The 21,418-nt window shown below is 72.6% G+C and carries 18 protein-coding genes; 6 read left to right on the top strand and 12 right to left on the bottom strand.

Going from position 1 to position 21,418, the window contains the following annotated elements; genetic code table 11:
- Window positions 1-90 precede the first annotated feature (90 nt).
- The 5 genes from B5557_RS21605 to B5557_RS21585 all read right to left on the bottom strand — a co-directional run bounded on the left by B5557_RS21605 (window position 91) and on the right by B5557_RS21585 (window position 7,554).
- Window positions 91-2,688, bottom strand: coding sequence for a hypothetical protein (locus B5557_RS21605; protein WP_079661019.1), 2,598 nt, complete (start codon window positions 2,686-2,688; stop codon window positions 91-93).
- A complete protein-coding gene (locus tag B5557_RS21600) occupies window positions 2,685-4,325 on the bottom strand; it encodes a substrate-binding domain-containing protein (RefSeq protein ID WP_099936369.1) in 1,641 nt (546 codons plus the stop codon). Before B5557_RS21600 ends, B5557_RS21605 begins: the two co-directional genes overlap by 4 nt.
- Entirely contained in the window at window positions 4,325-5,620 is a 1,296-nt protein-coding gene (pstA, locus tag B5557_RS21595) for a phosphate ABC transporter permease PstA (RefSeq protein ID WP_079661018.1), read from the bottom strand. The genes B5557_RS21600 and pstA overlap by 1 nt, the downstream gene beginning before the upstream one ends.
- Before the next feature lies 1 nt (window position 5,621).
- Window positions 5,622-6,638: a phosphate ABC transporter permease subunit PstC gene (gene pstC, locus B5557_RS21590; protein ID WP_079661017.1), complete on the bottom strand. Its 1,017-nt coding sequence runs from the start codon at window positions 6,636-6,638 to the stop codon at window positions 5,622-5,624.
- A 121-nt stretch (window positions 6,639-6,759) separates the two neighbouring features.
- Window positions 6,760-7,554 (bottom strand): alpha/beta fold hydrolase, encoded by a 795-nt coding sequence (locus B5557_RS21585; protein WP_079661016.1) that lies wholly within the window; start codon window positions 7,552-7,554, stop codon window positions 6,760-6,762.
- Between the two features lie 61 nt (window positions 7,555-7,615).
- On the opposite strand from B5557_RS21585, the gene B5557_RS21580 reads away from it, so the two are divergent.
- Window positions 7,616-8,047: a MarR family winged helix-turn-helix transcriptional regulator gene (locus B5557_RS21580; RefSeq protein WP_079661015.1), complete on the top strand. Its 432-nt coding sequence runs from the start codon at window positions 7,616-7,618 to the stop codon at window positions 8,045-8,047.
- Between the two features lie 19 nt (window positions 8,048-8,066).
- Here the strand turns inward: B5557_RS21580 and B5557_RS21575 are convergent, their stop codons facing one another.
- Window positions 8,067-8,366 carry a hypothetical protein gene (locus B5557_RS21575; protein ID WP_079661014.1) on the bottom strand — a complete coding sequence of 100 codons (300 nt, stop codon included), beginning with the start codon at window positions 8,364-8,366 and terminating at the stop codon, window positions 8,067-8,069.
- Window positions 8,367-8,519: 153 nt separating this feature from the next.
- Between B5557_RS21575 and B5557_RS21570 the strand changes: the two genes are divergently transcribed.
- From B5557_RS21570 to B5557_RS21560, 3 genes are all read left to right on the top strand, one after another.
- A complete protein-coding gene (locus tag B5557_RS21570; protein WP_079664919.1) occupies window positions 8,520-10,556 on the top strand; it encodes a sensor histidine kinase in 2,037 nt (678 codons plus the stop codon).
- Between the two features lie 152 nt (window positions 10,557-10,708).
- The gene (locus B5557_RS21565; protein WP_079664918.1) at window positions 10,709-11,365 is read left to right on the top strand and encodes a response regulator; all 657 of its coding nucleotides are present in this window, start codon (window positions 10,709-10,711) and stop codon (window positions 11,363-11,365) included.
- A 20-nt stretch (window positions 11,366-11,385) separates the two neighbouring features.
- On the top strand, window positions 11,386-11,784 hold the full coding sequence (locus B5557_RS21560; RefSeq protein WP_079664917.1) for a winged helix-turn-helix transcriptional regulator: 399 nt from the start codon (window positions 11,386-11,388) through the stop codon (window positions 11,782-11,784).
- 46 nt (window positions 11,785-11,830) lie between these two features.
- On the opposite strand, the gene B5557_RS21555 is transcribed toward B5557_RS21560, so the two are convergent.
- The 3 genes from B5557_RS21555 to B5557_RS21545 all read right to left on the bottom strand — a co-directional run bounded on the left by B5557_RS21555 (window position 11,831) and on the right by B5557_RS21545 (window position 14,130).
- A complete protein-coding gene (locus tag B5557_RS21555) occupies window positions 11,831-12,145 on the bottom strand; it encodes an SCO5918 family protein (RefSeq protein ID WP_079661013.1) in 315 nt (104 codons plus the stop codon).
- Between the two features lie 79 nt (window positions 12,146-12,224).
- Entirely contained in the window at window positions 12,225-13,730 is a 1,506-nt protein-coding gene (locus B5557_RS21550) for a DEAD/DEAH box helicase (protein ID WP_079661012.1), read from the bottom strand.
- Between the two features lie 196 nt (window positions 13,731-13,926).
- Window positions 13,927-14,130 carry a cold-shock protein gene (locus tag B5557_RS21545; RefSeq protein WP_079661011.1) on the bottom strand — a complete coding sequence of 68 codons (204 nt, stop codon included), beginning with the start codon at window positions 14,128-14,130 and terminating at the stop codon, window positions 13,927-13,929.
- A gap of 325 nt (window positions 14,131-14,455) precedes the next feature.
- On the opposite strand from B5557_RS21545, the gene B5557_RS21540 reads away from it, so the two are divergent.
- Window positions 14,456-16,945, top strand: a complete 2,490-nt coding sequence (locus B5557_RS21540) for a SpoIIE family protein phosphatase (protein ID WP_079661010.1) — start codon at window positions 14,456-14,458, stop codon at window positions 16,943-16,945.
- 118 nt (window positions 16,946-17,063) lie between these two features.
- Here B5557_RS21540 and B5557_RS21535 read toward each other — a convergent pair whose 3' ends face one another.
- Genes B5557_RS21535 through B5557_RS21525 form a run of 3 tightly spaced genes read right to left on the bottom strand, consistent with a single transcriptional unit; the run spans window position 17,064 to window position 20,211 of the window.
- The gene (locus tag B5557_RS21535) at window positions 17,064-18,299 is read right to left on the bottom strand and encodes a sugar ABC transporter permease (RefSeq protein WP_231975993.1); all 1,236 of its coding nucleotides are present in this window, start codon (window positions 18,297-18,299) and stop codon (window positions 17,064-17,066) included.
- On the bottom strand, window positions 18,296-19,075 hold the full coding sequence (locus B5557_RS21530) for an ATP-binding cassette domain-containing protein (RefSeq protein WP_231975992.1): 780 nt from the start codon (window positions 19,073-19,075) through the stop codon (window positions 18,296-18,298). Before B5557_RS21530 ends, B5557_RS21535 begins: the two co-directional genes overlap by 4 nt.
- Window positions 19,076-19,101: 26 nt before the next feature.
- The gene (locus B5557_RS21525) at window positions 19,102-20,211 is read right to left on the bottom strand and encodes a sugar ABC transporter substrate-binding protein (RefSeq protein WP_079661008.1); all 1,110 of its coding nucleotides are present in this window, start codon (window positions 20,209-20,211) and stop codon (window positions 19,102-19,104) included.
- A gap of 191 nt (window positions 20,212-20,402) precedes the next feature.
- Between B5557_RS21525 and B5557_RS21520 the strand changes: the two genes are divergently transcribed.
- Window positions 20,403-21,269, top strand: coding sequence for a polysaccharide deacetylase family protein (locus B5557_RS21520; protein WP_231975991.1), 867 nt, complete (start codon window positions 20,403-20,405; stop codon window positions 21,267-21,269).
- Window positions 21,270-21,418: the final 149 nt, after the last annotated feature.

Genomic DNA, 21,418 nt, shown 5'->3' with positions numbered 1-21,418 from the left:
TGGTACGGGCCGTCCGCCCCGACTGATCCGCGGAGCGGGCGGCCGCTTGTGGGGAGTGCCGCCCGAGGGGGGCGGTGCTCAGGGCGGTGCTCAGGGCCGCAGCGGTTTCCGCAGCCGCGCGGGCAGGGTGAACCGCGGTACGAGGGTGACCGTGCGGCCGCCCGGGAGCGGCACCCGCAGGGGCAGCCGTGGCCGGCTGCCGCCCGCGAGGGGCGCGCCCACCCCGGCCACGGCGCCGAGCGCGGCGCCCACGGGGACGGCGTACCGCAGGGCGTTCGCGGGGTCCGCCGGGGTCGTGCCCGCCGCGGTGGTCCGTACGGCGTCGCCTCCGCCGTACGACGCCGGGGCGACCGGTGCGGCACTGGCGCCCTCGCCCCCGGCCGCCGCGCCCGCGGTGCCGGTGCCGGCCGGGCCCCCGGCCGAGGTGTTCGCGCCGGTCGAACCGCCGGAGGTACCGCCCGTGGCCGATCCGCCGCCGGGGGCGCCGCCCCGGTAGCTCGCCAGGGCGTGCGCGGCGGTGGTCGTGGCGGTGCGCAGCCGCTGCGGCAGCGGGGCGTAACCGGCGGGCAGGCGGCCCGGGTCGGCGCCGCCGGTCTGGCCGGCGCCGGCCGCGTACTCGAGCAGGGCCGCGTAGTCCTTGCGGGCGGCCGCGTCCAGGCCGGCGGGGCGGACGGCCGCGTAGACCAGCTGGGCGAGCGGATAGGCGCCCTTCGCCTTCGCCTCGGCGGGGCTGATCTCGGCGACGCCCTTGCCGGCGGCGGTCGCCGCGGCGGCCGTCAGGGAAGCGGTGTCCGGCGCGACGAACGTGCCGGCCGCGTTGCGCAGGCGGGCGGTCTGGAGGCCGTAGCGGGCGGCCGAGGCCGCGTCGGTGACGGTGATGACGAACCGGGAGCCGACGGTCTGCGGGCCGGGGCTCTTGAAGGCGGGCGGGCTGGCCAGCGCGTCCCAGGTCGATTTCCACAGGCCGTCGGCGCGGCGGGTGTGCAGCGCGCCGGACTGCATGTCGTCCACGTACGGATGGAAGTCGATCATGCATTGCCGGGCGGTGGCGCCGGTGCCGGGCGGGATCGTGCACCAGGGGTCGCTCTTCGGGTAGTCGTCCGTGCGGGACGGGTCGAAGGCGGTGCCGGTCGCGTTCACGTCCGCGTTCGTGGCGTAGTACGGGTTGACCCGCATGCCCCAGTCGTCGGAGGCGCCGGCGAGGAACTGCCGGGCGTCCTTGTCGGACAGGATCCACCGCCACAGCGCGCGGGCGGTGTCGCTGTGCCCGAGGGCGGTGATCAGGTCGGTGTCGGTGGCCGGGGTCTCGGCGACCGACAGATCGGCGAACTCCGGGTTGAGGGCGATGAACTCGGGGTCGCTCGCCAGCCCCGCCGGGTTGTTGCGCACCCACCCGTAGCCCTTGGCGGCCTTTCCGCCGAGCACGGAACCCCAGGTGGAGTTGGCGTACGACTCGGTGAGCAGCTTGGCCACCAGGCGCTGGTTCAGGTCGATCGACTCGACCTTCGTGCCGGCGAGTCTCGTCACCGCGTCCGGTGCGCCGGCCTTGGGTCTGCGTTCGACGGTGAAGCCGATGACGGCTCCGGAGAGCGCCACGGGCGCGTAGGCCGTCGTACCGGGGGGCGCCGTGGTGCCTTCGTCGGCGCCCAGCGCCCGGGTGGTGAAGGCCAGCCCGGAGGCGCCGTCGCCGGACAGCCGGGCGCGGGTGTCGGGTTCGCCGAGCTCGGTGTAGCCGTAGACCCGGCCGGCCGGGCACAGTGCCGTCTGCCAGCTGGTCATCGCGCTGGCGACCAGCTCGCTGCCCGTGGTGGGGCGTTCCTTCGCGCCGAGCGCGCAGTTGGCGCCGACCGGGTTGAAGCGCAGCGGGATCGCGACGCGGTTCTTCCAGTTGGTGGCGGAGACCGGGGAGCCCGCGTTGACCTGGCTGTGGTCGGCGTACGGCTTGCCGTCGAGGTCGAGGTGGCCCTGCGGGACGATCACCAGCCAGCAACTGCGCGGCGCTGTCCGGCCGTTCGTCCTGACGGGGGTGCCGCAGCCCAGGTGCGGGGCCTCGTTGGCGGTCTGCACCTCGAAGAACTCCTGGCCGGTGCCGTCGGCGCCGGTGCGGGCGAAGTCGACCTCGTTGGTGGTGTTGCGGTTGAAGTAGGGGTTGTTCTGGGTGTTGGAGGTGACGGTGGCGCCGCTGACCGGCTTGAAGGGGACCTCGCCGGGCGCGTTGGGGTTGGTCGCGCCGTAGCGGTCGTCCTGGCCGTAGTTGGTGGGATCGGCGCTGTAGAAGACCTTGCGGGTGTCGTCGAAGTCGTTGCCGGGCCAGCTGCCCCGGTCGGTGGTCGGGGAGGCGCCGTACTGGCACTGGGTGCGCGGCGGGCCGGGATCGGCCGGGACCGTGCCGTCGTCGTCGCCCCAGCACTGCATGATCTGCACGAAGTCGGTGTCGAACAGCGTGCCGGCGAAGGTGGTCGGGGTGCCGCCGGTCCAGGAGACGGTGACGGCCTGGCTGGTGAGGTGCGTGGTCTGGTCGACCGTGAACTTCATGTCCTTGAACTCGCCGCGCCCGGACACGGTCACCGCGGACCCGGTGGGGGCGGCGGCCGCGGGCGGCGCGGCCTGGGCGAGCGCGAGACCGGCGAGGGCTCCCGCGGCCGACCCGCAGACCAGCCGGAGCAGCAGACGTCGTACGCGGTTCATCGCCCGCCTCCGTCCGAGGAGCGGCCGATCAGCCGGGACACGACCGACGGCAGCAGGATCAGCGCGAGGACCAGGAACGCGGCCAGCACCATCAGCGTCTGGGTGCCGGTCCAGCCGGAGTGCCCGGCGACGGCGACCGGCTGGGCGAGGGCGATCGTGCCGTCGGCGGCGGCCGCGGGGCCGCCCGGGCCGCCACCGGCCGTACCGGCGGCCGGGGCCAGGGTCTGACCGGTGTCGGGGTCGACGGCGGGGGTGGTGGCGGCCGCCCCGGTCCCGCCGGCCGTGCCGGACCCGCCGCCGGCGGCTGTGCCGCCGCCCGGACTTCCGTCGGACGACGTCGACTTGGCGCCGCCGCTGCCGCTCGTGCAGGGCGCGGCGCCCTTCTTGTCGCAGGCCTTCGGGTAGGGGGCGGTCTCGGCGAGCTTGTTGCGGCCGTCGGAGGTGAAGGTCGGGTTGTTGCAGGTGTTGATGTTGATGTTCTGCGCCCGCACGCCCGGGATGCGGCGGATCTGTTCGAAGCCCGCCCGCACCAGGTTGATCGGCAGCGGCGAGTAGCCGAGGTCGGGCGCCCGCTGCTGCCCCTGGCACATGAAGTAGTAGGAGAACGCGCCGAGCGTCTTGCCCTTGGCCTCGGTGAACGTGCCCTGCACCGTCAGCGGCAGGATCATGTACGAGTAGCTGGACAGCGGGTAGTTGCGCGGGTCGCTGTCGTTGTAGACGCCCGACAGCTGCTGGGTGAGGTAGTCCGCCGAGCTCTTGTCGGTGTTGATCTTCGCCTTGAGCAGGGAGACCGCCACGTTCTTCGGGGTGGGCTCGGTGTAGTAGCCGGCGTGGTTGAGGACCTTGGCGACCGGATAGTGCGCGTTGATGGCGTAGGAGTAGTTGACGTAGCCGATCGAGCCCTCGCCGTAGTTCTGCGCGACGTAACCGGCCACGCCCAGGTCGCCGGACTGGGCGATCATGCCGGTGACCGTCGGGTAGTACGAGGTCTGCCCGCACGCCCCCGAGCGGCCCACGCGCCCGCAGTACGCCTGCCACAGCGGTGCGTGCTGGGCGGCCATCCACATCGTGAACTGGGCGGTGGAGCCCGACCCGTCGGAGCGGACGACCGGCACGATCGTGCGGTGCGGGAGCTGGAGCCCCGGGTTGTCGGCCTTGATGACGGGGTCGTCCCAGGTCTTCACCACCCCGGTGAAGATCTTGGTGACGACGTCTCCGGAGAGGCGCAGGTTGGTGACCCGCCTGCCGTTGACCGTCAGGTGGTACATGAACACGGTGCCGCCGGCCACGATCGGCATGTAGGCGTACGACCCGGCGGCCGGCCGCTCGGCGGCGCTGCCGTCGGTCGGATGCGTCTGGAAGGGGATGTCGGACACCGCGAAGTCGACGGTTCCGCTGAGGAACTGCCGCCGCCCGTCGGACGATCCCTGGCCGGCGTACGAGATCCGCATCCCGTACTGGTTGACCGCCCGGCGCCATTCGTCGACGGCGTTCTCGGCCCAGGTGGAGCCGGCGCCGGCGATGGGGGTGTAGGAATCCGCGAACGCGTTCTGCGGGACGCCGACGACTGTGAGGGTGGTGAGCAGTGCGGCCAGGATGCCCAGCCGTCGCAGGGCGTTGATGACAAGGCTGGACATCAGTGACGGTCTCCGTTGGTGGGGCCGTTGTCGGGTGCGGGTGCGGGTGCGGGTGCGGGTGCGTTGGGGCTGGTCGCGCCCACGCGGCGGAGCCGCATATCGATGCGTCCCGCGCCCCTGAGGTGCTTGGTCTTGGCGTATCTCGTGGCGTCCCGTCGGGACGCTCGGGCTGCCTTGCGGGCCTGCCGCTTGCTCTCGTGGCCCGGGCCTCTGCCGCCGATGACCCGGGCGATCGCGAAGAGGACCAGGACCAGGGCCATCAGGACCGCCGCCGCGCCGAAGCCGCGGGCGATCATCGTGGGTTCGGGCGACTTGACGAAGTTGAAGACCGCCAGGGGGAGCGAGACCATCGGGCCGCTCGTCGGGTCGGCGTTCAGCGCCGCCGTGAAGCCCGCCGTCAGCAGTACCGGTGATGTCTCGCCGATGCCGCGTGCCGTGCCGAGGATGACGGCGGTCGCGAGGCCCGAGCGGGCCGTCGGCAGGACCACGTGCCACACCGTCCGCCAGCGCGGCGCGCCCAGCGCCTCCGCGGCCTCCGTCAGCGTGCCGGGTACCAGGCGCAGGACGACGTCCGCCGCCCGGATCACGATCGGCAGCATCATCACGCTGATCGCGAGGCCGGCCGCCAGCCCCGACTTCTGCATGCCGAGGCCGAGGATCCAGGTGGCGTACACCATGAGCCCCGCCACGACCGACGGCAGCGCGGTCATCGCCTCGACGATGGTCCGCACGAAGCGGGAGAAGCGGCCGGGGAGCTGGTTCAGATACACCGCGCAGGCCAGGCCCAGCGGCACGGTGATCGTGAGCGCGATGGCGATCATGATCAGTGTGCCGAGCATCGCGTGGGCGATGCCGCCGTTGCTCAACGGGTCCAGCGGGCCCGCCGCCTGCATGTCCTGGGTGAAGAAGTTCCCGTGCGGCAGCGCCTCCCGACCCCGCCAGGCCGTGAAGCCGACGACCATGACGAGCCCGGTGAACAGCAGTCCGGCCGCGGTCCACAGGACGACCGTCATCACCCGGTCGCGTACCGCCTGGCGGTCCTCCTCCAGACCGGTCAGCACCGCGTAGACCGCGAGGAAGGCGGCGTACGCGGTGACGGCGAAGCCCAGCGCGCCGGAGAACGGCGCGATCTGCCCGAACAGCAGCACCGCGACGCACAGTCCGGAGGCGGCGGCCCCGCCGAGACGCAGCACACCGTTGCGGGTGAGGCCGCCGACACGGCGCGGCACGTCGGGGAGCGGGAGCGGGGCGTCGGCCGCCTGCGGGGCGGGCCCGAGCACGTCTACGACCGTCATCTCATGCCTCGCTCTGCGCGCCGGACCGTGAACGGGCCACGACGGTGGAGGCGGTGAAGTTGACCGCCAGGGTGAGCAGGAACAGCGCCAGGCCGGCCGCCATCAGCGCCGACATGCCGAAGTCGGAGGCATCGCCGTAGTGCAGGGCGATCAGGGAGGACACCGAGTTCGAGCCGGTCTGCAGCAGGTGCGGCTGGATGGTGAACACCGGCGAGATGATCAGGTAGACGGCGATCGTCTCGCCGAGTGCCCGCCCGAGCCCGAGCATCGTCCCGCCGATGATCCCGCCCTTGCCGTAGGGCAGGACGACCGTGCGGATCATCCCCCACCGGGTCGCGCCCAGCGCGTACGCGCCCTCCCGTTCGCCGGCCGGGGCCTGCGCGAACACCTCCCGCATCACCGAGCACTGGATCGGCGCGACCATCAGCGCGACGACGATCCCGGCGACGAAGGTGGACGCGGTGTAGACGCTGTCGGAGGCGAGTGGCTCACCGGGTGCGGTGCCGTCGACCGTGAACAGCGGGATCCAGCCGAACCAGGTGGACAGCCAGCGCGACAGTCCGATCACATGCTGCTGGAGGAAGAACAGGCCCCAGAGTCCGTAGACCACGGACGGGACGGCCGCCATCAGGTCGACCATCGTGACCAGGGTGCGGCGCAGCCCGCGGGGGGCCACGTCGGAGATGAACAGCGCGGTGGCGACGGCCAGCGGCACGGAGAGGGTCACCGCGACGGCGGCGATCAGCAGGGTGCCGGTGAGTACGGCCGCGATGCCGAAGTTGTGGACGTCCGGCTGCCATGCGGCGGTGGTGAGGAACCTCCACCCTCTGGCGTGCAGCGCCTGACCGGCCCTCAGCAGCAGGAACAGTCCGACGGCCGCCATGACGCAGAGGACGACGACTCCGGTGGCCGTCAGCTGATACCGGAAGATGCGGTCACCGAGCCCGGGAGCCGCGTACAGCCTCCGAGGAACGGGTCTTTCGGGCTCCGGTTCGCCGGAAGCCTCCAGTACGGACACCGCTGCGCCCCCAAAGGAAACGTTTCTCCCCTACGTGGCTCGGTGATTGAGCCACGCGGGGAGATTCAATGGCTGATTCCTGTCGCTGTGGGCCGTCGGATATGGACCGGATGTGAATGGCTCATGTCATTTGTGTGGGGCCGTTGTGGAGCGGGGTGCCTGTGGTGCGGAGGTGGGCGTCGAGCAGGGCGAAGGTGGCTTCCGGCTGTTCGATGTGCGGGAGGTGGCCGGCTTCGGGGACGACCTGGAGCCGGCCGTCGGCGAACGCATCGGCGTAGGCCGCGCCGTACGCCGGTGTGACGATGCGGTCGCTGGCGCCCCACAGCAGCAGGGTGGGGACGGTGACATGACGCAGGCGGCGCAGCAGTTTCGGGTCGTGCATGTTGGGCTCGCCCGCGAGAATTCGCAGGGTGGCCATGTTGGCCCGCATGGCGGCGAGTTGGGCGGGTGTGAGGAGGGCCGGGTCCTGGTAGTGGCGCTCCGGGTCGTGCCAGACGTGTTCGGCGACACCGCGGGCGTCCAGGGTGAAGAAGTCCCGGATCGGCTCGTCGGGCACGTGCACGCCGACGGCGTCGATCAGGACGAGGTCGGTGATGATGCCCGCCGTGTCGCGCACGGCCATCTCCGCGGCCGTCCAGCCGCCGAACGAGGAGCCGACCACGAGGACGTCGCGCAGGCCGAGGGCGTGCAGATGGCGGAGGTAGGCCAGGGCGAGGTCGTCGACGCCGGTCAGCCAGTCGGGGCGGTGGGTGCCGTTCCAGCCGGGGTGGGTGGGGGTGAGGGTGTGGGCGGTCCGCGCCAGATGGGCGGCGAGGCCGGCGACCGTGGCCGGTCCGCCGCCGCCGTGCAGGACGAGGACGGGGCGGCCGGTGCCGGCCGTGGCGAAGGTGAGGTCGGCAGAGGTGTCGGTAGGCATGCGCCGAGCATAACTAAGGATGTTTATATAAGCTAGCTTAGTCGTGCATTAGACTGCGCTCATGCCCGATGAACTGCAGCTCCTGGGACGCGCCGTCAAGCAGGCGCAGTATCGACAGCACCGCGCCCTGGACAGCCGGCTCGCCACCGTCGGCGCCACGCTCGCCCAGTGGGACGCCCTCCGGGCGATCAGCGAGTCACCCGGGGCCACGGGCCGCGCGCTGGCGGCGGCCACCTTCCAGAGCGAGCAGGCCTTCGGCACGCTCGCCGGGCGCATGACGGCGCTGGGCCTGATCGAGCGCCGCCCCGGCGGCGGCCGGCGCATCGAGCACCACCTCACCCCGTCCGGCGAACAGGTTCTGGCGGCCGGCCACCGGATCGCCGACGAGGTCCTCGCCGCCTGCTTCGCGCCCCTGGACGAGACCGACCGCACGACGCTGCTGAACCTGCTGCGCCGCGTGACGGCGGATCAGGACGCGGACGCGGGTCCATGACCCGGCCGGTCGACCGACCTCAGGCCCGCTCACGGCTCCGTCGCTTCGGGGCCAGTGACCGGGCCGCCTTCCGTGCCGCGGTTGCCACCGGGCCCGCCAGGAAGGCGGCTTCCACGGCCACGCTCAGGCGGACCCCGCGGCCGGAGGAGGAGTTGACGTCCAGCCCGAGGGCGGTCGCGGCCAGGATGCCGAGCGGGTAGGAGGCGAGGCACAGGGCGACGGCCAGCCAGACCGGGGGCGCGGGACGCTCGCCGCTCCAGACGAACCGGGCGGCGATCGCGAGGGCGAGGAGCGGGACGACGAGGTAGGTCAGCTGCATGCCACCAGCCTCGCCGCGGCGGACGGCGGGCGCGTCGGGCGGCGGTACGAGTCCCGGCGCCGTCCGCTCTATCGGAAGGTAGAGACGGGTAGGCGCGGGGTGCGTCCGGCGGACGACGTGCGGTTCCGGGCGCCCGCCTATGCTCCTGTCCTCGTGGAGAGCGTACGGAACTGGCTGCTGCCGCTGGCCGTCATGGCCGGGCAACTGCTCGTCTGGCCCGGCGCGGTGGAGTGGGACGGCCATCAGGTCGTCGTCGCCGACGTGACGGTGGCCGTGGCGGCGGGGACGGCCGTCACCGGCGCGCTGGCCCTGCGGCGGCGGGCGCCGCTGATCGCGCTCGCCGGGGTCGTCGTCGTGGCCGAACTCGGCCGGCTCGTCGTGCCCGCGGACGCGGTCGTGGTGTACGCCCTCGTGGGCGAGGCCGTCGCCGTGTACTCGGTCGCGGCCCGCACCACCCTGCCGGTGACGCTACGGGCCGTCGCCGTCCTGGTCGGGTTCGAGGTCCTGGTGAGCCTCGCGGCGGACGGGGTGGGGCTCGCGCACCGAGCCGACCAGGTCCTGACCGCCGCCGTCTGCCTGGTCGGCGCCGGACTCGGCCGGGGGCGTGCCCGATGGCTGGCCTCGCGGGCGCAGGCGGCCGGCCGGCTCGAGCGGGCGCGGGCCGAGCGGCGGGAGGCGGCCACGGCCGAACGGCGCAGACTCGCCCGGGAGTTGCACGACGTCAGCGCCCACCACCTCACCTCGGTCGTCGTCACCGCGAACGCGGCCGGACACCTCGCCGGCAGTCGCCCCGAACTCGCCGCCGAGGCCCTGGAGTTCGCCGCCCGCACGGGCCGCGAGACCCTGGACACCCTGCATCGGCTGGTCGACACCCTGCGCACCGCCGAGGAGGACGACGACGGCGGTCACGTTCTGCCGGCGGAGCGGCTCGGGGAGCGGCTCGGGGAGCTGGCGGCCGGCTTCGTGCGGCTGGGCCAGCCCGTCGAGGTCGAAGTGGACGTCGAGGCCGGGGCCGAGGTCGGGCAGGCGGTGGCCGACGCCGTGTTCGGCATCGCCCGGGAGGCGCTCACCAACGCGCTGCGGTACGCCCCGGGAGCGCCCGTCCGCGTCGAGGTGCGGGACCCGCACGACGGACGGCTGACCCTGACCATCGTCAACGAAGCGCATTCTGCGGCGAGTTCGAGGGCGTCGGGGAGTCCGGACATCGGGCGTGGGCTCGGGTCCGGGCGGGGGACGGCCGGGATGAAGGAGCGCGCCGCGGCCGTCGGCGGCACGATGACGGCAGGGCCGCGGCCCGGTCCGGCCGGCGGCTGGTCGGTACGGGCCGAGCTTCCCGCCCACCCGGCGCACTCCGGGGGCACGCGAGTCTTCGGCCTCGTGGGCGTCGACTGGCGGTTCGCTGAGCATGCCGCGTTGCTCGGGGTGCTCGCCGTCCCGGCGGCGCTGCTGTTCGGCGAGTCCCGCGACGTGGGGGCCCGGCTGTTGCTGGGCGCGCTGCTGCTCGTCCAGGTGCTGCCGCTGCTGTGGCGGCGGCGGATGCCCTGGGCGGCGCTGGCCGCGGTGGGCGCGGGCGTCTGGGGGTGGCCGTGGCTGCCCGGTGCCGCGGATCCGGTCTGGGTCCTGGTCGCGGGCGGCTGCGCACTGCTGGCCGGGGTGTACGCCGTGGGCGCCAACGGCGGTACGGCGTGGGCGAGTTGGATCTCGGTGCCGTCGGCCGCCGGGGCGCTGGGCGGTGCGGCCGCGGCGGCTGCGGCACGGGACGGGGTCCTCGACGGCCGCCCCGCCGGACCCCTGGCGATCGGCGTCGGCGTGTTCGCCCTGGCGCTGCTCCTGCTGCCGCCGCTGGGCGCCGCCTGGCTGGCGGGCTTCGCCGTACGGTCCCGGCGCACGACGGTCACCGGGCGCGAGGACTCCGAGCTGGGGCAGGCCGTCCACGACGCGGTCGCCGCCGCGCACGCCGAACGGCAGCGCGTCGCCGCCGGGTTGCGTTCCGCGGTGCTGGACCGGGCCGCCGACGTGGTCCGTGTCGCCGAGGAGGGCCGTCTCGAAGAGGTGGCCCCGGCCGCCCGGGAGGCGCTGGCCGCGATGCGCGAGCTCCTGGGCAGCCTCCGCGACGGCACCCCGGCGGGGGAGCCCCGCGAGGACGCGATCGGCGCAGGCCAGGAGGGTCAGCCCGTCGGCCGCCGTTAGGGTGGCTTACCGTGCGCCCCGACTCCCCCCACAGTCCCCATGGCACCGAAGTCACCGAAGTCACCGAAGTCACCGAAGCCGTCGAAGACCTCGAAGACCTCGAAGACCTCGAAGGTTCCGGCGGCTCCGAAGGCGCCGACGCTCCCGTCCGTGTGCTCGTCGTCGACGACCAGCCTGTCGTCCGTGCCGGGTTCGCGGCCATCGTCGACGCCGAGCCGGATCTGACGGTCGTCGGGGAGGCCGGTGACGGCGCCTCGGCGGTGGTGCTCGCGGGACGGCTCGCCCCGGACGTCGTCCTGATGGACATCCGCATGCCCGACATGGACGGCCTCACCGCGACGGGACTCCTGACGCGGTCCGAGCGACCGCCCCGGGTGCTGGTGCTGACCACCTTCGACCTCGACTCGTACGTCTACGAGGCCTTGCGCGCCGGCGCCTCCGGCTTCCTCCTGAAAGACGCCCTGCCCGCCGAACTCCTCACCGGCATCCGGGTCGTCGCCGCGGGCGAGGCGATGCTGGCCCCAGCGGTCACCCGCCGTCTGATCGACGTGTTCGCCGGTGACGCCCCCGCCCCACCGGCCGCCACCGCCGGTCTCCTCGACGCCCTGACCCCGCGCGAGCGCGAGGTCCTCTCGCTCGTCGCCGCCGGACTCGCCAACGCCGAGATCGCCGACCGCCTCGGTGTCGCCACAGGCACCGTCAAGACCCACGTCAACGCCCTGCTGACCAAGCTCGGCGTCCGTGACCGCGTCCAGGCCACGATCCTCGCGTACGACACCGGCCTGGCCCGACCGAAGCCGCTGCACTGACCTCGACGTACCGTATGGGCATGGGAGCGAGGGAGACGTCACTGGCGGACCGCGGGCGCGCCGCCGACGCTGTCGGCGAGGGGATGTGCCCGCAGCGTCTGGTCATGGAACACGTCACCAGCCGCTGGGGCACCCTGGTCCTGATCGCGCTGCTGGAGCGCTCGTACCGCTTCGGCGAACTGCGGCGGGAGATCGGCAGGGTCAGCGAGAAGATGCTGACGCAGACCCTGCAGACCCTTGAGCGCGACGGGCTGGTCCACCGGGACGCCAAGCCGGTCATCCCGCCCCGCGTGGACTACTCCCTCACCGACCTCGGCCGTGAGGCGGCCGACCAGGTCCGCGGCGTCGCACTGTGGGCGGAGCGGCGGATGACGGCGATCCAGCGGGCCCGCGAGGAGTACGACTCCGCGAAGTCGTGACCCCTACCGGGTCCGCGCCCGGCCGGAACTCACGCCCGGCCGGAACTCACGCGCTCTGGGGGCCGGGGCTGCCGAGGAGTTCCGAGGCGGTCTGGAGCGGCGTGAGAGCGTACTGCGGCACCGCTTCGGGGTGGTCGTGGCAGGTGAAGCCAAGGCGGGTCATGGCCCGGACGACCTCGCCGCCGGTGAAGTCGCGGCGGTCCTGCCGGGTGATGACCTCGCCCACCTGCTTCACGGGGTAGCGGCGGCGGCCGATGGTCACGGACTCGCCGGTGATCGGCTCGGGCGGGATGCCTTTCATCGAGTCCAGCACCCCGTCCCTGGTCAGGTCGAACGGGTAACGGGCGATGACACAGCGCATGATGCCTCCCAGGGAGGAGAAGGGGACGGGGGAGCGGGGGGCCGGGGGAAGGGGCGAGCGGAGAAGGGGACCGGCGGGGTCAGGCCGCAGGGTCGGCGGCGGGGCGTTGGCGCGGCGCCGACCTGCGTCGGCCCGTGCCCGCCTCCGCCGAGGTCCGGCCGCCCTGGCCGCCGCGGCCACGGCTGCCCCGGGACGAGTAGGACGCCCCCGCGCGCCGCGGACGCTTCTCGGCGGGCGGTGCGGTGATGACGACCGGGACGCCGGACGGGGCCTGGGCGCCGGTGATACGGCTCAGCTCCGCCTCGCCCGAACGGATCGGGGTGATCTGCGGGGAGATGCCGGCCGTGGCCATCAGCCGGCTCATGCCGCGCCGCTGGCCGGGGGTCACCAGGGTGACCACGCTGCCGGACTCGCCGGCGCGGGCGGTACGGCCGCCGCGGTGCAGGTAGTCCTTGTGGTCGCTGGGCGGGTCGACGTTGACGACGAGGTCGAGGTTGTCGACGTGGATGCCGCGGGCCGCGACGTTCGTCGCCACCAGCACCGTCACATGGCCGGTCTTGAACTGGGCGAGGGTCCGGGTGCGCTGCGGCTGGGACTTGCCGCCGTGCAGGGCCGCGGCGCGCACGCCGCTGTTGAGCAGGTGCTCGGTCAGCCGGTCCACCGCGTGCTTGGTGTCCAGGAACATCAGCACCCGGCCGTCGCGTGCCGCGATCTCGGTGGTCGCGCGGTGCTTGTCGGTGTCGTGGACGTGGAGCACGTGGTGCTCCATCGTGGTCACCGCGCCCGCGGACGGGTCGACGGAGTGCACGACCGGGTCGCTGAGGTAGCGGCGGACGAGCAGGTCGACGTTGCGGTCGAGGGTCGCGGAGAACAGCATCCGCTGGCCGTCGGTGCGCACCTGGTCGAGCAGTTCGGTGACCTGGGGCATGAAGCCCATGTCGGCCATCTGGTCGGCCTCGTCGAGGACGGTGATGGCGACGTCGCTCAGCCGGCAGTCGCCGCGGTCGATGAGGTCCTTCAGACGGCCGGGCGTGGCGACGACGACCTCGGCGCCGCTGCGCAGGGCGCCGGCCTGCCGGCCGAGCGACATGCCGCCGACGACGGTCGCCAGTCGCAGCCGCAGGGAGCGGGCGTACGGGGTGAGCGCGTCGGTGACCTGCTGGGCGAGCTCGCGGGTCGGAACGAGGATGAGGGCGAGCGGCTGGCGAGGCTCGGCGCGCCGTCCCTCGGTGCGGGCCAGGACGGCGAGGCCGAAGGCGAGGGTCTTGCCCGAACCGGTGCGGCCACGGCCGAGGACGTCACGGCCGGCCAGGGAGTTCGGCAGGGTCGCCGCCTGGATGGGGAACGGCACGCTCACGCCCTCGTGGCCCAGCGCGGCCAGCAGCGGCGCGGGCAGTCCGAGGTCGGCGAACGCCTCGACGGCGGGCAGTGCGGGGGTGATGGTTTTCGGCGGCGCGAATTCACCCTGGAGTGCGGCGGGGCGGCGTCCGTGACCGGAGGGGCGGCGCGAGGCGCTGCCTCCGTAACGGCTGCCCGTCGAACTCGCGAAACGGTCGTATGTGCGGTTATTTCGTGCACGATTCATGCAGAACCTTCCTTGTTGCGGGCGCGTGACAAGGAATTCCGCAGCCTGAAGAACGGCGCAGAGAATCGCGAGAACGTGCCGGAAACGGAGTATCGACAGTGGTGACTGTGATGAGAGCGGAGAGAAAACGAAGCGAGCTGGGGCCCGCACCCCAAGGTGCGGGCCCCAGCTGCGAAGTACGCGTCTGCGCCGATGATCAGGCGTTGACGATGTTCTCGGCCGTCGGGCCCTTCTGGCCCTGCGCGATGTCGAACGACACCTTCTGGCCTTCCTGGAGCTCGCGGAAGCCCTGGGCGGCGATGTTCGAGTAGTGGGCGAAGACGTCGGGGCCGCCGCCGTCCTGCTCGATGAAGCCGAAGCCCTTTTCCGCGTTGAACCACTTCACGGTACCGGTAGCCATGATGAATCTCCTTCGGGTCGGTGCTCACCCGTCGGAAAACCTCTAGGCAACCACAACTGCAACTGCGTCGACAGTAGCACGCCGTGATCGGGCGGGCCGGAAAAATAATTCTGTGTGATCTCCCGTTCCGGGAATATTCATCGCGGGCGTCGTCGATTTCGTGCTTCTTGCCAGTTCGCGAGAACTGATCAGCCGGGCTCTGTTGCGAGTGTCACTCCCAGGTCTCCGGCTGCCGACCCGGCGGAATAAGGTTGAAAGTGGGTAGATGCACACATACCTGCGCCTCGGTGAGGTGGAGAGCTCGACGAGAGCGAGATGAGCGGTCATGCAGGAGACGGGCCCTGGCCGGGACGTCGTCGACGAGGCGCTCACTGCGCGCGTCACCGTCGACGAGCACGGCGCCGTCACCGGGTGGAACGACGGTGCCGAAACCCTGCTCGGATACCGGGCGGGCGACGTTCTGGGCCGCCCGGCCGGCGTCCTGCTCGCCGAGGCGCCCGCCGCACCGGAGCTGCCGCCGTTCGCTCAGCTGCCGAGGTGGCACGGGGAGCTCGTCCTCAGGCACCGGGACGGGCGGCGCATACGGGCCCGGGTGCTGGCCCACCACAGGATGCCTCAGTCCCCGGAGTCCGGCGGCGGGGAGTGGCTGGTGGTCTCCGCGCTGACCGGGCGCGAACCGGAGTCGGCCGACGAGGACCTGGTGAGCTGGAGCTTCACCCAGTCCCCGTCCTGTGCGCTGGCGCTGTACGACACCGGGCTACGGCTGCGGCGCGCCAACGCCGAGATGGAACAGTCCACCGCCCTCACGGAGGGGGACATGCGCGGGCTGCGCGTGCCGGAGATCGTGGACATGGAGGCGGGCGAGCTGGCCGAGCAGGACATGATCCAGGCGCTGGCGACCGGCCGGCCGCAGCACCGTGAGAACTATCTGCGGACCGCCGGTGAGCTCCGGGAGCACGCCTGGTCGGTCGTCGTGGCGCCGTTGAGGGACGCGGGCGGCCGGACCCGAGGGGTCTGTCTCACCGCGCACGACATCACCGAGGAGTTCTGGGCCCGTAAGCGCCTCCAGCTGATCGCCGAGGCGGGCCGGCGCATCGGCAGCACCCTCGACGTGACACGGACGGCCCAGGAGCTGGCGGACGTCGCGGTCCCCGACCTGGCCGACTTCGTCAGCGTCGACCTGCTGGCCTCCCTCGACGGCGGTGCCGGCGGTGACGGCGGTGACGGCGCGGGTGAGGCGGGGGACGCGGACACCGGGGCGGGCGGCCCCCTCGTGCTGCGCCGCGTCGCCCACCAGTCCGTGCTGCCGGGGGTTCCCGAGGCGGCTGTCGCCCCGGGCGGGACGGACGAGTACCCGGAGGGGTCCCCGCCGGCCGAGAGCGTGCGCTCGGGGCGGTCCCTGCTGCACCGGATGACCGATCCCGAGGTCGTCGCCTGGGCCGCCCGGAATCCGCTGCGGGCCGCCCGGATCCACGACTTCGGCTTCCACTCGGTGATGACCGTGCCGCTGACCGCGCGCGGATTCATCCTGGGCGTCGTCGTCCTCGTCCGCCACCGGCACCCCGAAGCGTTCCAGCGGGACGACCTGGTGCTGGCCGAGGAACTGGCCGCCCGGGCGGCCGTCTGCATCGAGAACGCCCGGCGGTACACGCGGGAGCGCGGCACGGCCGTCACCCTGCAGCGCAGCCTGCTGCCGCAGCGGCTGCCCGAGCAGGTCGCGGTGGAGGTCGCCTCCCGCTATCTGCCCGCCGGCGCCCGGGCCGGGGTGGGCGGGGACTGGTTCGACGTGATCCCGCTGTCCGGGGCGCGGGTGGCGCTGGTCGTGGGCGACGTCGTGGGCCATGGCATCCATGCCGCCGCGACCATGGGACGGCTGCGTACGGCCGTCCGCACCCTCGCCGACATCGATCTGCCGCCCGACGAACTGCTCACCCACCTCGACGATCTGGTCGCCCGCCTGGCCGGCGACGGCTATGGCTCCGAATGGGCGGCCGAGACCGCGGGCGGCGGGAGCGGCATACCGCTCTCCTCGGGCGGCGTCGGCGCGACCTGCCTGTACGCCGTGTACGACCCCGTCTCGCGCCGCTGCACGCTGGCCCGGGCCGGGCACCCGCTGCCCGTCGTGGTGAGCCCGGACGGCACCGTCGAACTGCTCGACCTGCCGAGCGGGCCCCCGCTCGGCCTGGGCGGACTCCCCTTCGAGGCGGCCGAGATCGACCTGCCGGAGGACAGCCTGCTCGTCCTGTACACCGACGGCCTGATCGCCTCGCGGGACACGGACGTCGACGACGCCGTCTCCCGGCTGTGCCAGGCGCTCACCCGCCCCGCGGCCTCCCTCGACGTCCTGTGCGACACGGTTCTCGGCGCCACGCTCGCGCAGCGGCCCACCGACGACGTGGCCCTGCTCGTCGCCCGGACCCGGGCGCTGGACTCCACCCGGGTCGCGGTCTGGGACGTCGACCCCGATCCCGCCGCCGTCGCCGAGGTCCGCAAGAACGCTGTCGGACAACTGGACACCTGGGGCCTGAACGACGCCGCCTTCGTCACCGAGCTGATCGTCAGCGAGCTGGTCACCAACGCCATCCGGCACGCCGAGCCGCCCGTCCAGCTCCGTCTCATCCACGACAGAAGCCTCATCTGCGAGGTCTCGGACGCCAGCAGCACCGCACCCCACATGCGCCGCGCCCGCACCTACGACGAGGGCGGCCGGGGCCTGCTGCTGGTCGCCCAGCTCACCCAGCGCTGGGGAACCCGGCCCACTGCCAGGGGCAAGACGATCTGGGCGGAACAGGACGTGCCTTCCGGGACGCCGTGACGACTGTGCGGGCCGTGACGGCTGCGAGGGCCGTGACGGCTGTGACGGCTGTGCTCACGGTCGGCGGCGTCGAGACGCATGTGCCGGGCAGCACCTCGGTCCGGGGAGCCGAGCCCCCTCAGTCCGGCCCGCGTGTCTGCGCCGCGCGGCGGGCCAGGGCGTCGAAGACCACCGCCGTGTACAGCACCCCGCCCGTGATCATGAACTGGACCGGCGGGTCCACGCCCAGCAGTGCCATGCCCGAGCCGATGGACTGGATGATCAGCACCCCCAGCAGCGCGGACCAGGTCGAGCCGCGGCCGCCGAACAGGCTGGTGCCGCCGATGACGGCGGCGGCGACGGAGTTGATCAGCAGCATGCCGGAGCCCGGGACCTGGCTCGCCGAGGTGAGCCGCGACGCGACGAACAGGCCGCCGACCGCCGCCAGCGTCCCGGACACCATGAACACCGAGATCCGTACGCGCGTCACATCGACGCCGGCCCGCCTGGCCGCCTCCTCGCCGCCGCCCAGCGCGAGGACCTGTCGGCCGTAGGTGGTGCGGCGCAGGAAGAGGTCCGAGACGACGAGGACGCCGAGGAAGATCAGCAGCGCCAGCGGCAGGCCCTCGAACCGGTCCAGCACATGGACCGCGGTGAACGCGGCGACCGCCAGCAGGGCCGTCCGCGCCCAGATCTCGCCCATCGGCCGGTACGGCATCCCGGCGGCGGCGCGACGTCTGCGCTCCCGGTAGGAGGCGAGGAGGTAGGCGGCCGTGGCGAGCGCCGCCAGGCCGTAGGTGACCGCGGGCGCGCCGAAGTACCGGCTGGTCAGCGTGGCTACCAGGCCGGTCTCGCTGAAGTTGATGGAGGTCTCCGTCCCCAGCAGGATCAGCATCAGGCCGTTCCAGGCCAGCAGGCCCGCCAGCGTGACGACGAACGCGGGCACGCCGATCCTGGCGAAGGAGAACCCGTGCACGGCGCCCGCGGCCGTACCGCAGATCACCGCGATGATCACGGCGAGCCATTCCGGCATCCCGAGGTTCACGTTCAGCGAGGCGAACACGGCGCCGCCCAGGCCGGCGAGCGAGCCCACCGACAGGTCGATCTCGCCGATCAGCAGCACGAAGACGATGCCGACGGCGATCATGCCCGTCCCGACGATGTCCACGCTGAGGACGGACAGGTTGCGCGGCGAGAGGAAGTTGTCGTTGAGGCCCTGGAAGACGATCCAGGTCACGGCGAGGGCGAGCAGGGCCGGGACCGGGCCGAGCGCCCCTTCGGGCAGCCTGCGGCGCACCGCACCGGCGTACGCCCCGAGCCGGTCGGTGTCCCACCGGCGTCCGCCGGCGCGCGCCCCCGTCCGCCTCCCCCTCATGGCCATGCTTCCTCCGGGCGTGTCGGGCGGTGGGAGGCGGCGTTGTCGGCCGCTCCGGTGATGGAGGCGATGATCTGCTCCTGAGAGGTGGTGTTCACGTCGAACTGACCGTTGTTGCGGCCGAGGCGCAGCACGGCGACGCGGTCGGCGACGGCCTTGATGTCCCCCATGTTGTGGCTGATGAGGAGCACCCCGATGCCCTGGTCGCGCAGTTCCTCGATGAGGTCGAGGAGCTGACCGGTCTGTTCGAGGCCGAGGGAGGCGGTGGGCTCGTCGAGCAGGAGCAGCCGGGGCGAGCCGAGGAACAGCCGGGTGATCGCGACGACCTGCCGCTGGCCGCCGGACAGCGTGGCGAGCGGCGCCCGCACGTCGGGAATGCGCACGGACAGGGTGTGCAGCAGTTCGCGGGTGCGGCGCTCCATCTCCACCTCGTCGAGGACGCCGAGGCGGTGGATCTCCCGGCCGAGGAAGAGGTTCGCGACGACGTCGAGGTTGCCGCACATCGCGAGGTCCTGGTAGACGGTCGCGATGCCCAGGACCTGGGCGTCCTGCGGGCGCGTGATCTGGACGGGGCTGCCCTGCCACTCGATGACGCCCCGGTCGGCGGGACCGACCCCCGAGATCACCTTGACCAGGGTGGACTTGCCGGCGGCGTTGTCACCCATCAGGGCGACCACCTCCCCGGCCGCGATCTCCAGCTCGACGTCCACCAGTGCCTGGACGGCGGCGAACCGCTTGGATACGCCGCGCAACGTCAGCAGCGGCTGACCCGGCACGGGGCCACCTCCTCGGGTGGGGCTCATCAGATGAGTCCGGCCTTGGCGCAGGCGGACCTGAGCTGCGGGGTGCAGATCTGCGCGATCGTGTACATGCCGTCCTTCACCACTGTGTCCTTGACGGTGCCGGCCGTCACCGGCACCGACGGGAGCAGGACCGCCGGAATGTCCTTGGTGGTGGCGTTGTCGACGGTGCCGGTGGCGATGGACGCGACCGACTTGCCGCGCCCCAGGGCGACGGCCATCTCGGCGGCGGCGTCGGCGGCGGGCTTGAACGGCTTGTAGACGGTCATGTACTGGTCGCCGCGGACGAGGCGCCGCACGGCCACGAGGTCGGCGTCCTGGCCGGTGATCGGGGGCAGCGGCCTGACCTCGGTGGCGTTGAGGGCGGAGACGACGGCGCCGGCGAGGCTGTCGTTGGCGGCCAGGACGCCGTCGATGTTGCCCGCGCCCAGTGCGGCGACGGCGCTCTTCATGTCGACGAAGGCGTTCTCCGGCCGCCAGCCGACGGTGTCGTACGACTTGCCGATCTTCACCTTGCCCTTGAGGACGGAGAGCGCCCCCCGCTTGAACCAGTCGGCGTTGGGGTCGGTCGTCGCGCCGTTCATCATGACGATCTGCCCGCCGTGCGCCTTCGCGCCCATGCCCTTCAACAGCGCCTCGCCCTGAAGCCTGCCGACCTTCGCCCCGTCGAAGGTGACGTAACCGGAGATCGGCCCCTGCGCGAGCCGGTCGTAGGCGACCACCGGAATGCCGGCCCGGTGCGCGGCCTCGACCGACGGGCGCAGCAGCTGGGGGTCGACCGCGGCGATGATCAGGACGTCCACGCCCCTGGTGATCATCGATTCGAGCTGCTGTCGCTGGACCGCCGGGTCGGGCGTGGCCGCGAAGGTAGCCGCCGGGCAGTGCGTGCACAGCTCCTTCAGTCGCTGCTCGATCAGGGGCTTGTCGAACTGCCCGAAGCGCGAGGCCCCGCCGCCCGGGAGCAGCAGGCCGACGGTGAGACTGTCGCCGCCGCCCGACCCGCCCCCGCCGCAGGCGCCGGCCAGCGCCACACCGGCGGCGACCGACACCGCCACGGCGGCACGGCTGAGGGGCCCGCCCCTCAGACCCGGAACGCTGCCACGGAGACGCATGCTTCGGTTCCTTAGAAATTTCGCCCGATTTCATAACGTATCGGACGTCTGCTGTCCAGCGTAGCCAAGCCCCGCGGACGGCGGCCCTCGCGGCCCTCGCCACCTCGTCCCGGGTGGAACCTCGGACATCTGTTCGCCGTCAAGCAGGGGGAACGGGCTGAGGATCACGGACGGACATGGGGTGGGACGCGGTGGACAGGCGAATCAAGAGGGCGGCGCTGGCCTGTCTCCTCCTCACGGCGACGGTCCTCACGGCGGGCTGCTCGGCCGCGACGCCCAAGGCGTCCGCCGAGGACTCCTCGCCCTCCGCCACCCCGCACTCAGCCGCACCGTCCGCCCACCCGCGCGGCGACGCGGGCGCGCAGTCCGGCACCGCGGCGGCCTACCGCAAGTGGGGGATCAAGCCGCTGGCGGCGCCGCCCGCCCCGCCCGCGACCAAGCCGGTGGTGCAGGCGGCCGCCGGCAGCGGGGTGCCGGTGATCAGCGACATACCCACCAAGGAGAAGATCGTCTTCCTCACGTTCGACGACGGGGCCGAGAAGGACCCGAAGTTCGTGACGATGATGCGGGAACTGAAGATCCCCTTCACGATGTTCCTGACGGACGCCGCCATCCGCGCTGACTACGGCTACTTCAAGCCGCTTCAGGGCCTCGGCGACCCCATACAGAACCACACGCTGACCCACCCGAACATGCGCACCCTGAGCGCGTCCGCGCAGAAGGCGGAGATCTGCGGCCAGCAGAAGAAACTGAAGGCCGAGTACGGCACCGCGCCCCGGCTGTTCCGGCCGCCCTACGGCAACTGGAACGAGGACACCCGTGCCGCCGCGGCGTCCTGCGGCATAGAGAAAATCGTCCTGTGGCGCGAGTCCATGCAGATCACGAACATGCAGTACCAGCGCGGCGATAAGAAGCTCCACCCCGGCGACATCATCCTCGCCCACTTCCGCGGCCCGTCCGAACTCAAGGGCACGACGATGACCGAGATGACGGCGAACATGCTGCGCCACATACAGGAACAGGGCTTCACCGTCGCCCGCCTGGAGGACTACCTGTAGCCCACGGCGATCGCCCGTCGGCCGGACGTCGGCCGGACGTCGGCCGGACGTCGGGCGGACGTCGGGCGGTACACCCGATATGCGGGTCTATGCAGGTCTTCATGCCTTCGTACGCGGGTACCCGGCGTCGTGCGGAACGACCGCCAGTG

This window comes from Streptomyces sp. 3214.6 (assembly GCF_900129855.1).
Lineage (GTDB): Bacteria > Actinomycetota > Actinomycetes > Streptomycetales > Streptomycetaceae > Streptomyces > Streptomyces soliscabiei.
Note: the sequence above shows the minus strand (reverse complement) of the source record. Positions and strands in the feature narration are given on the sequence as shown.

Excerpts from the sequence above, each read along its gene's own strand:
- B5557_RS21560 (WP_079664917.1), top strand. The coding sequence starts at position 11,386 with ATGGGAGCGAGGGAGACGTCACTGGCGGACCGCGGGCGCGCCGCCGAC.
- pstA (WP_079661018.1), bottom strand. The coding sequence starts at position 5,620 with ATGACGGTCGTAGACGTGCTCGGGCCCGCCCCGCAGGCGGCCGACGCC.
- B5557_RS21540 (WP_079661010.1), top strand. The coding sequence starts at position 14,456 with ATGCAGGAGACGGGCCCTGGCCGGGACGTCGTCGACGAGGCGCTCACT.
- B5557_RS21550 (WP_079661012.1), bottom strand. The coding sequence starts at position 13,730 with ATGAATCGTGCACGAAATAACCGCACATACGACCGTTTCGCGAGTTCG.
- B5557_RS21580 (WP_079661015.1), top strand. The coding sequence starts at position 7,616 with ATGCCCGATGAACTGCAGCTCCTGGGACGCGCCGTCAAGCAGGCGCAG.
- B5557_RS21605 (WP_079661019.1), bottom strand. The coding sequence starts at position 2,688 with ATGAACCGCGTACGACGTCTGCTGCTCCGGCTGGTCTGCGGGTCGGCC.
- B5557_RS21575 (WP_079661014.1), bottom strand. The coding sequence starts at position 8,366 with ATGCAGCTGACCTACCTCGTCGTCCCGCTCCTCGCCCTCGCGATCGCC.
- B5557_RS21525 (WP_079661008.1), bottom strand. The coding sequence starts at position 20,211 with ATGCGTCTCCGTGGCAGCGTTCCGGGTCTGAGGGGCGGGCCCCTCAGC.
- B5557_RS21535 (WP_231975993.1), bottom strand. The coding sequence starts at position 18,299 with ATGAGGGGGAGGCGGACGGGGGCGCGCGCCGGCGGACGCCGGTGGGAC.
- B5557_RS21545 (WP_079661011.1), bottom strand. The coding sequence starts at position 14,130 with ATGGCTACCGGTACCGTGAAGTGGTTCAACGCGGAAAAGGGCTTCGGC.
- B5557_RS21555 (WP_079661013.1), bottom strand. The coding sequence starts at position 12,145 with ATGCGCTGTGTCATCGCCCGTTACCCGTTCGACCTGACCAGGGACGGG.
- B5557_RS21600 (WP_099936369.1), bottom strand. The coding sequence starts at position 4,325 with ATGTCCAGCCTTGTCATCAACGCCCTGCGACGGCTGGGCATCCTGGCC.
- B5557_RS21585 (WP_079661016.1), bottom strand. The coding sequence starts at position 7,554 with ATGCCTACCGACACCTCTGCCGACCTCACCTTCGCCACGGCCGGCACC.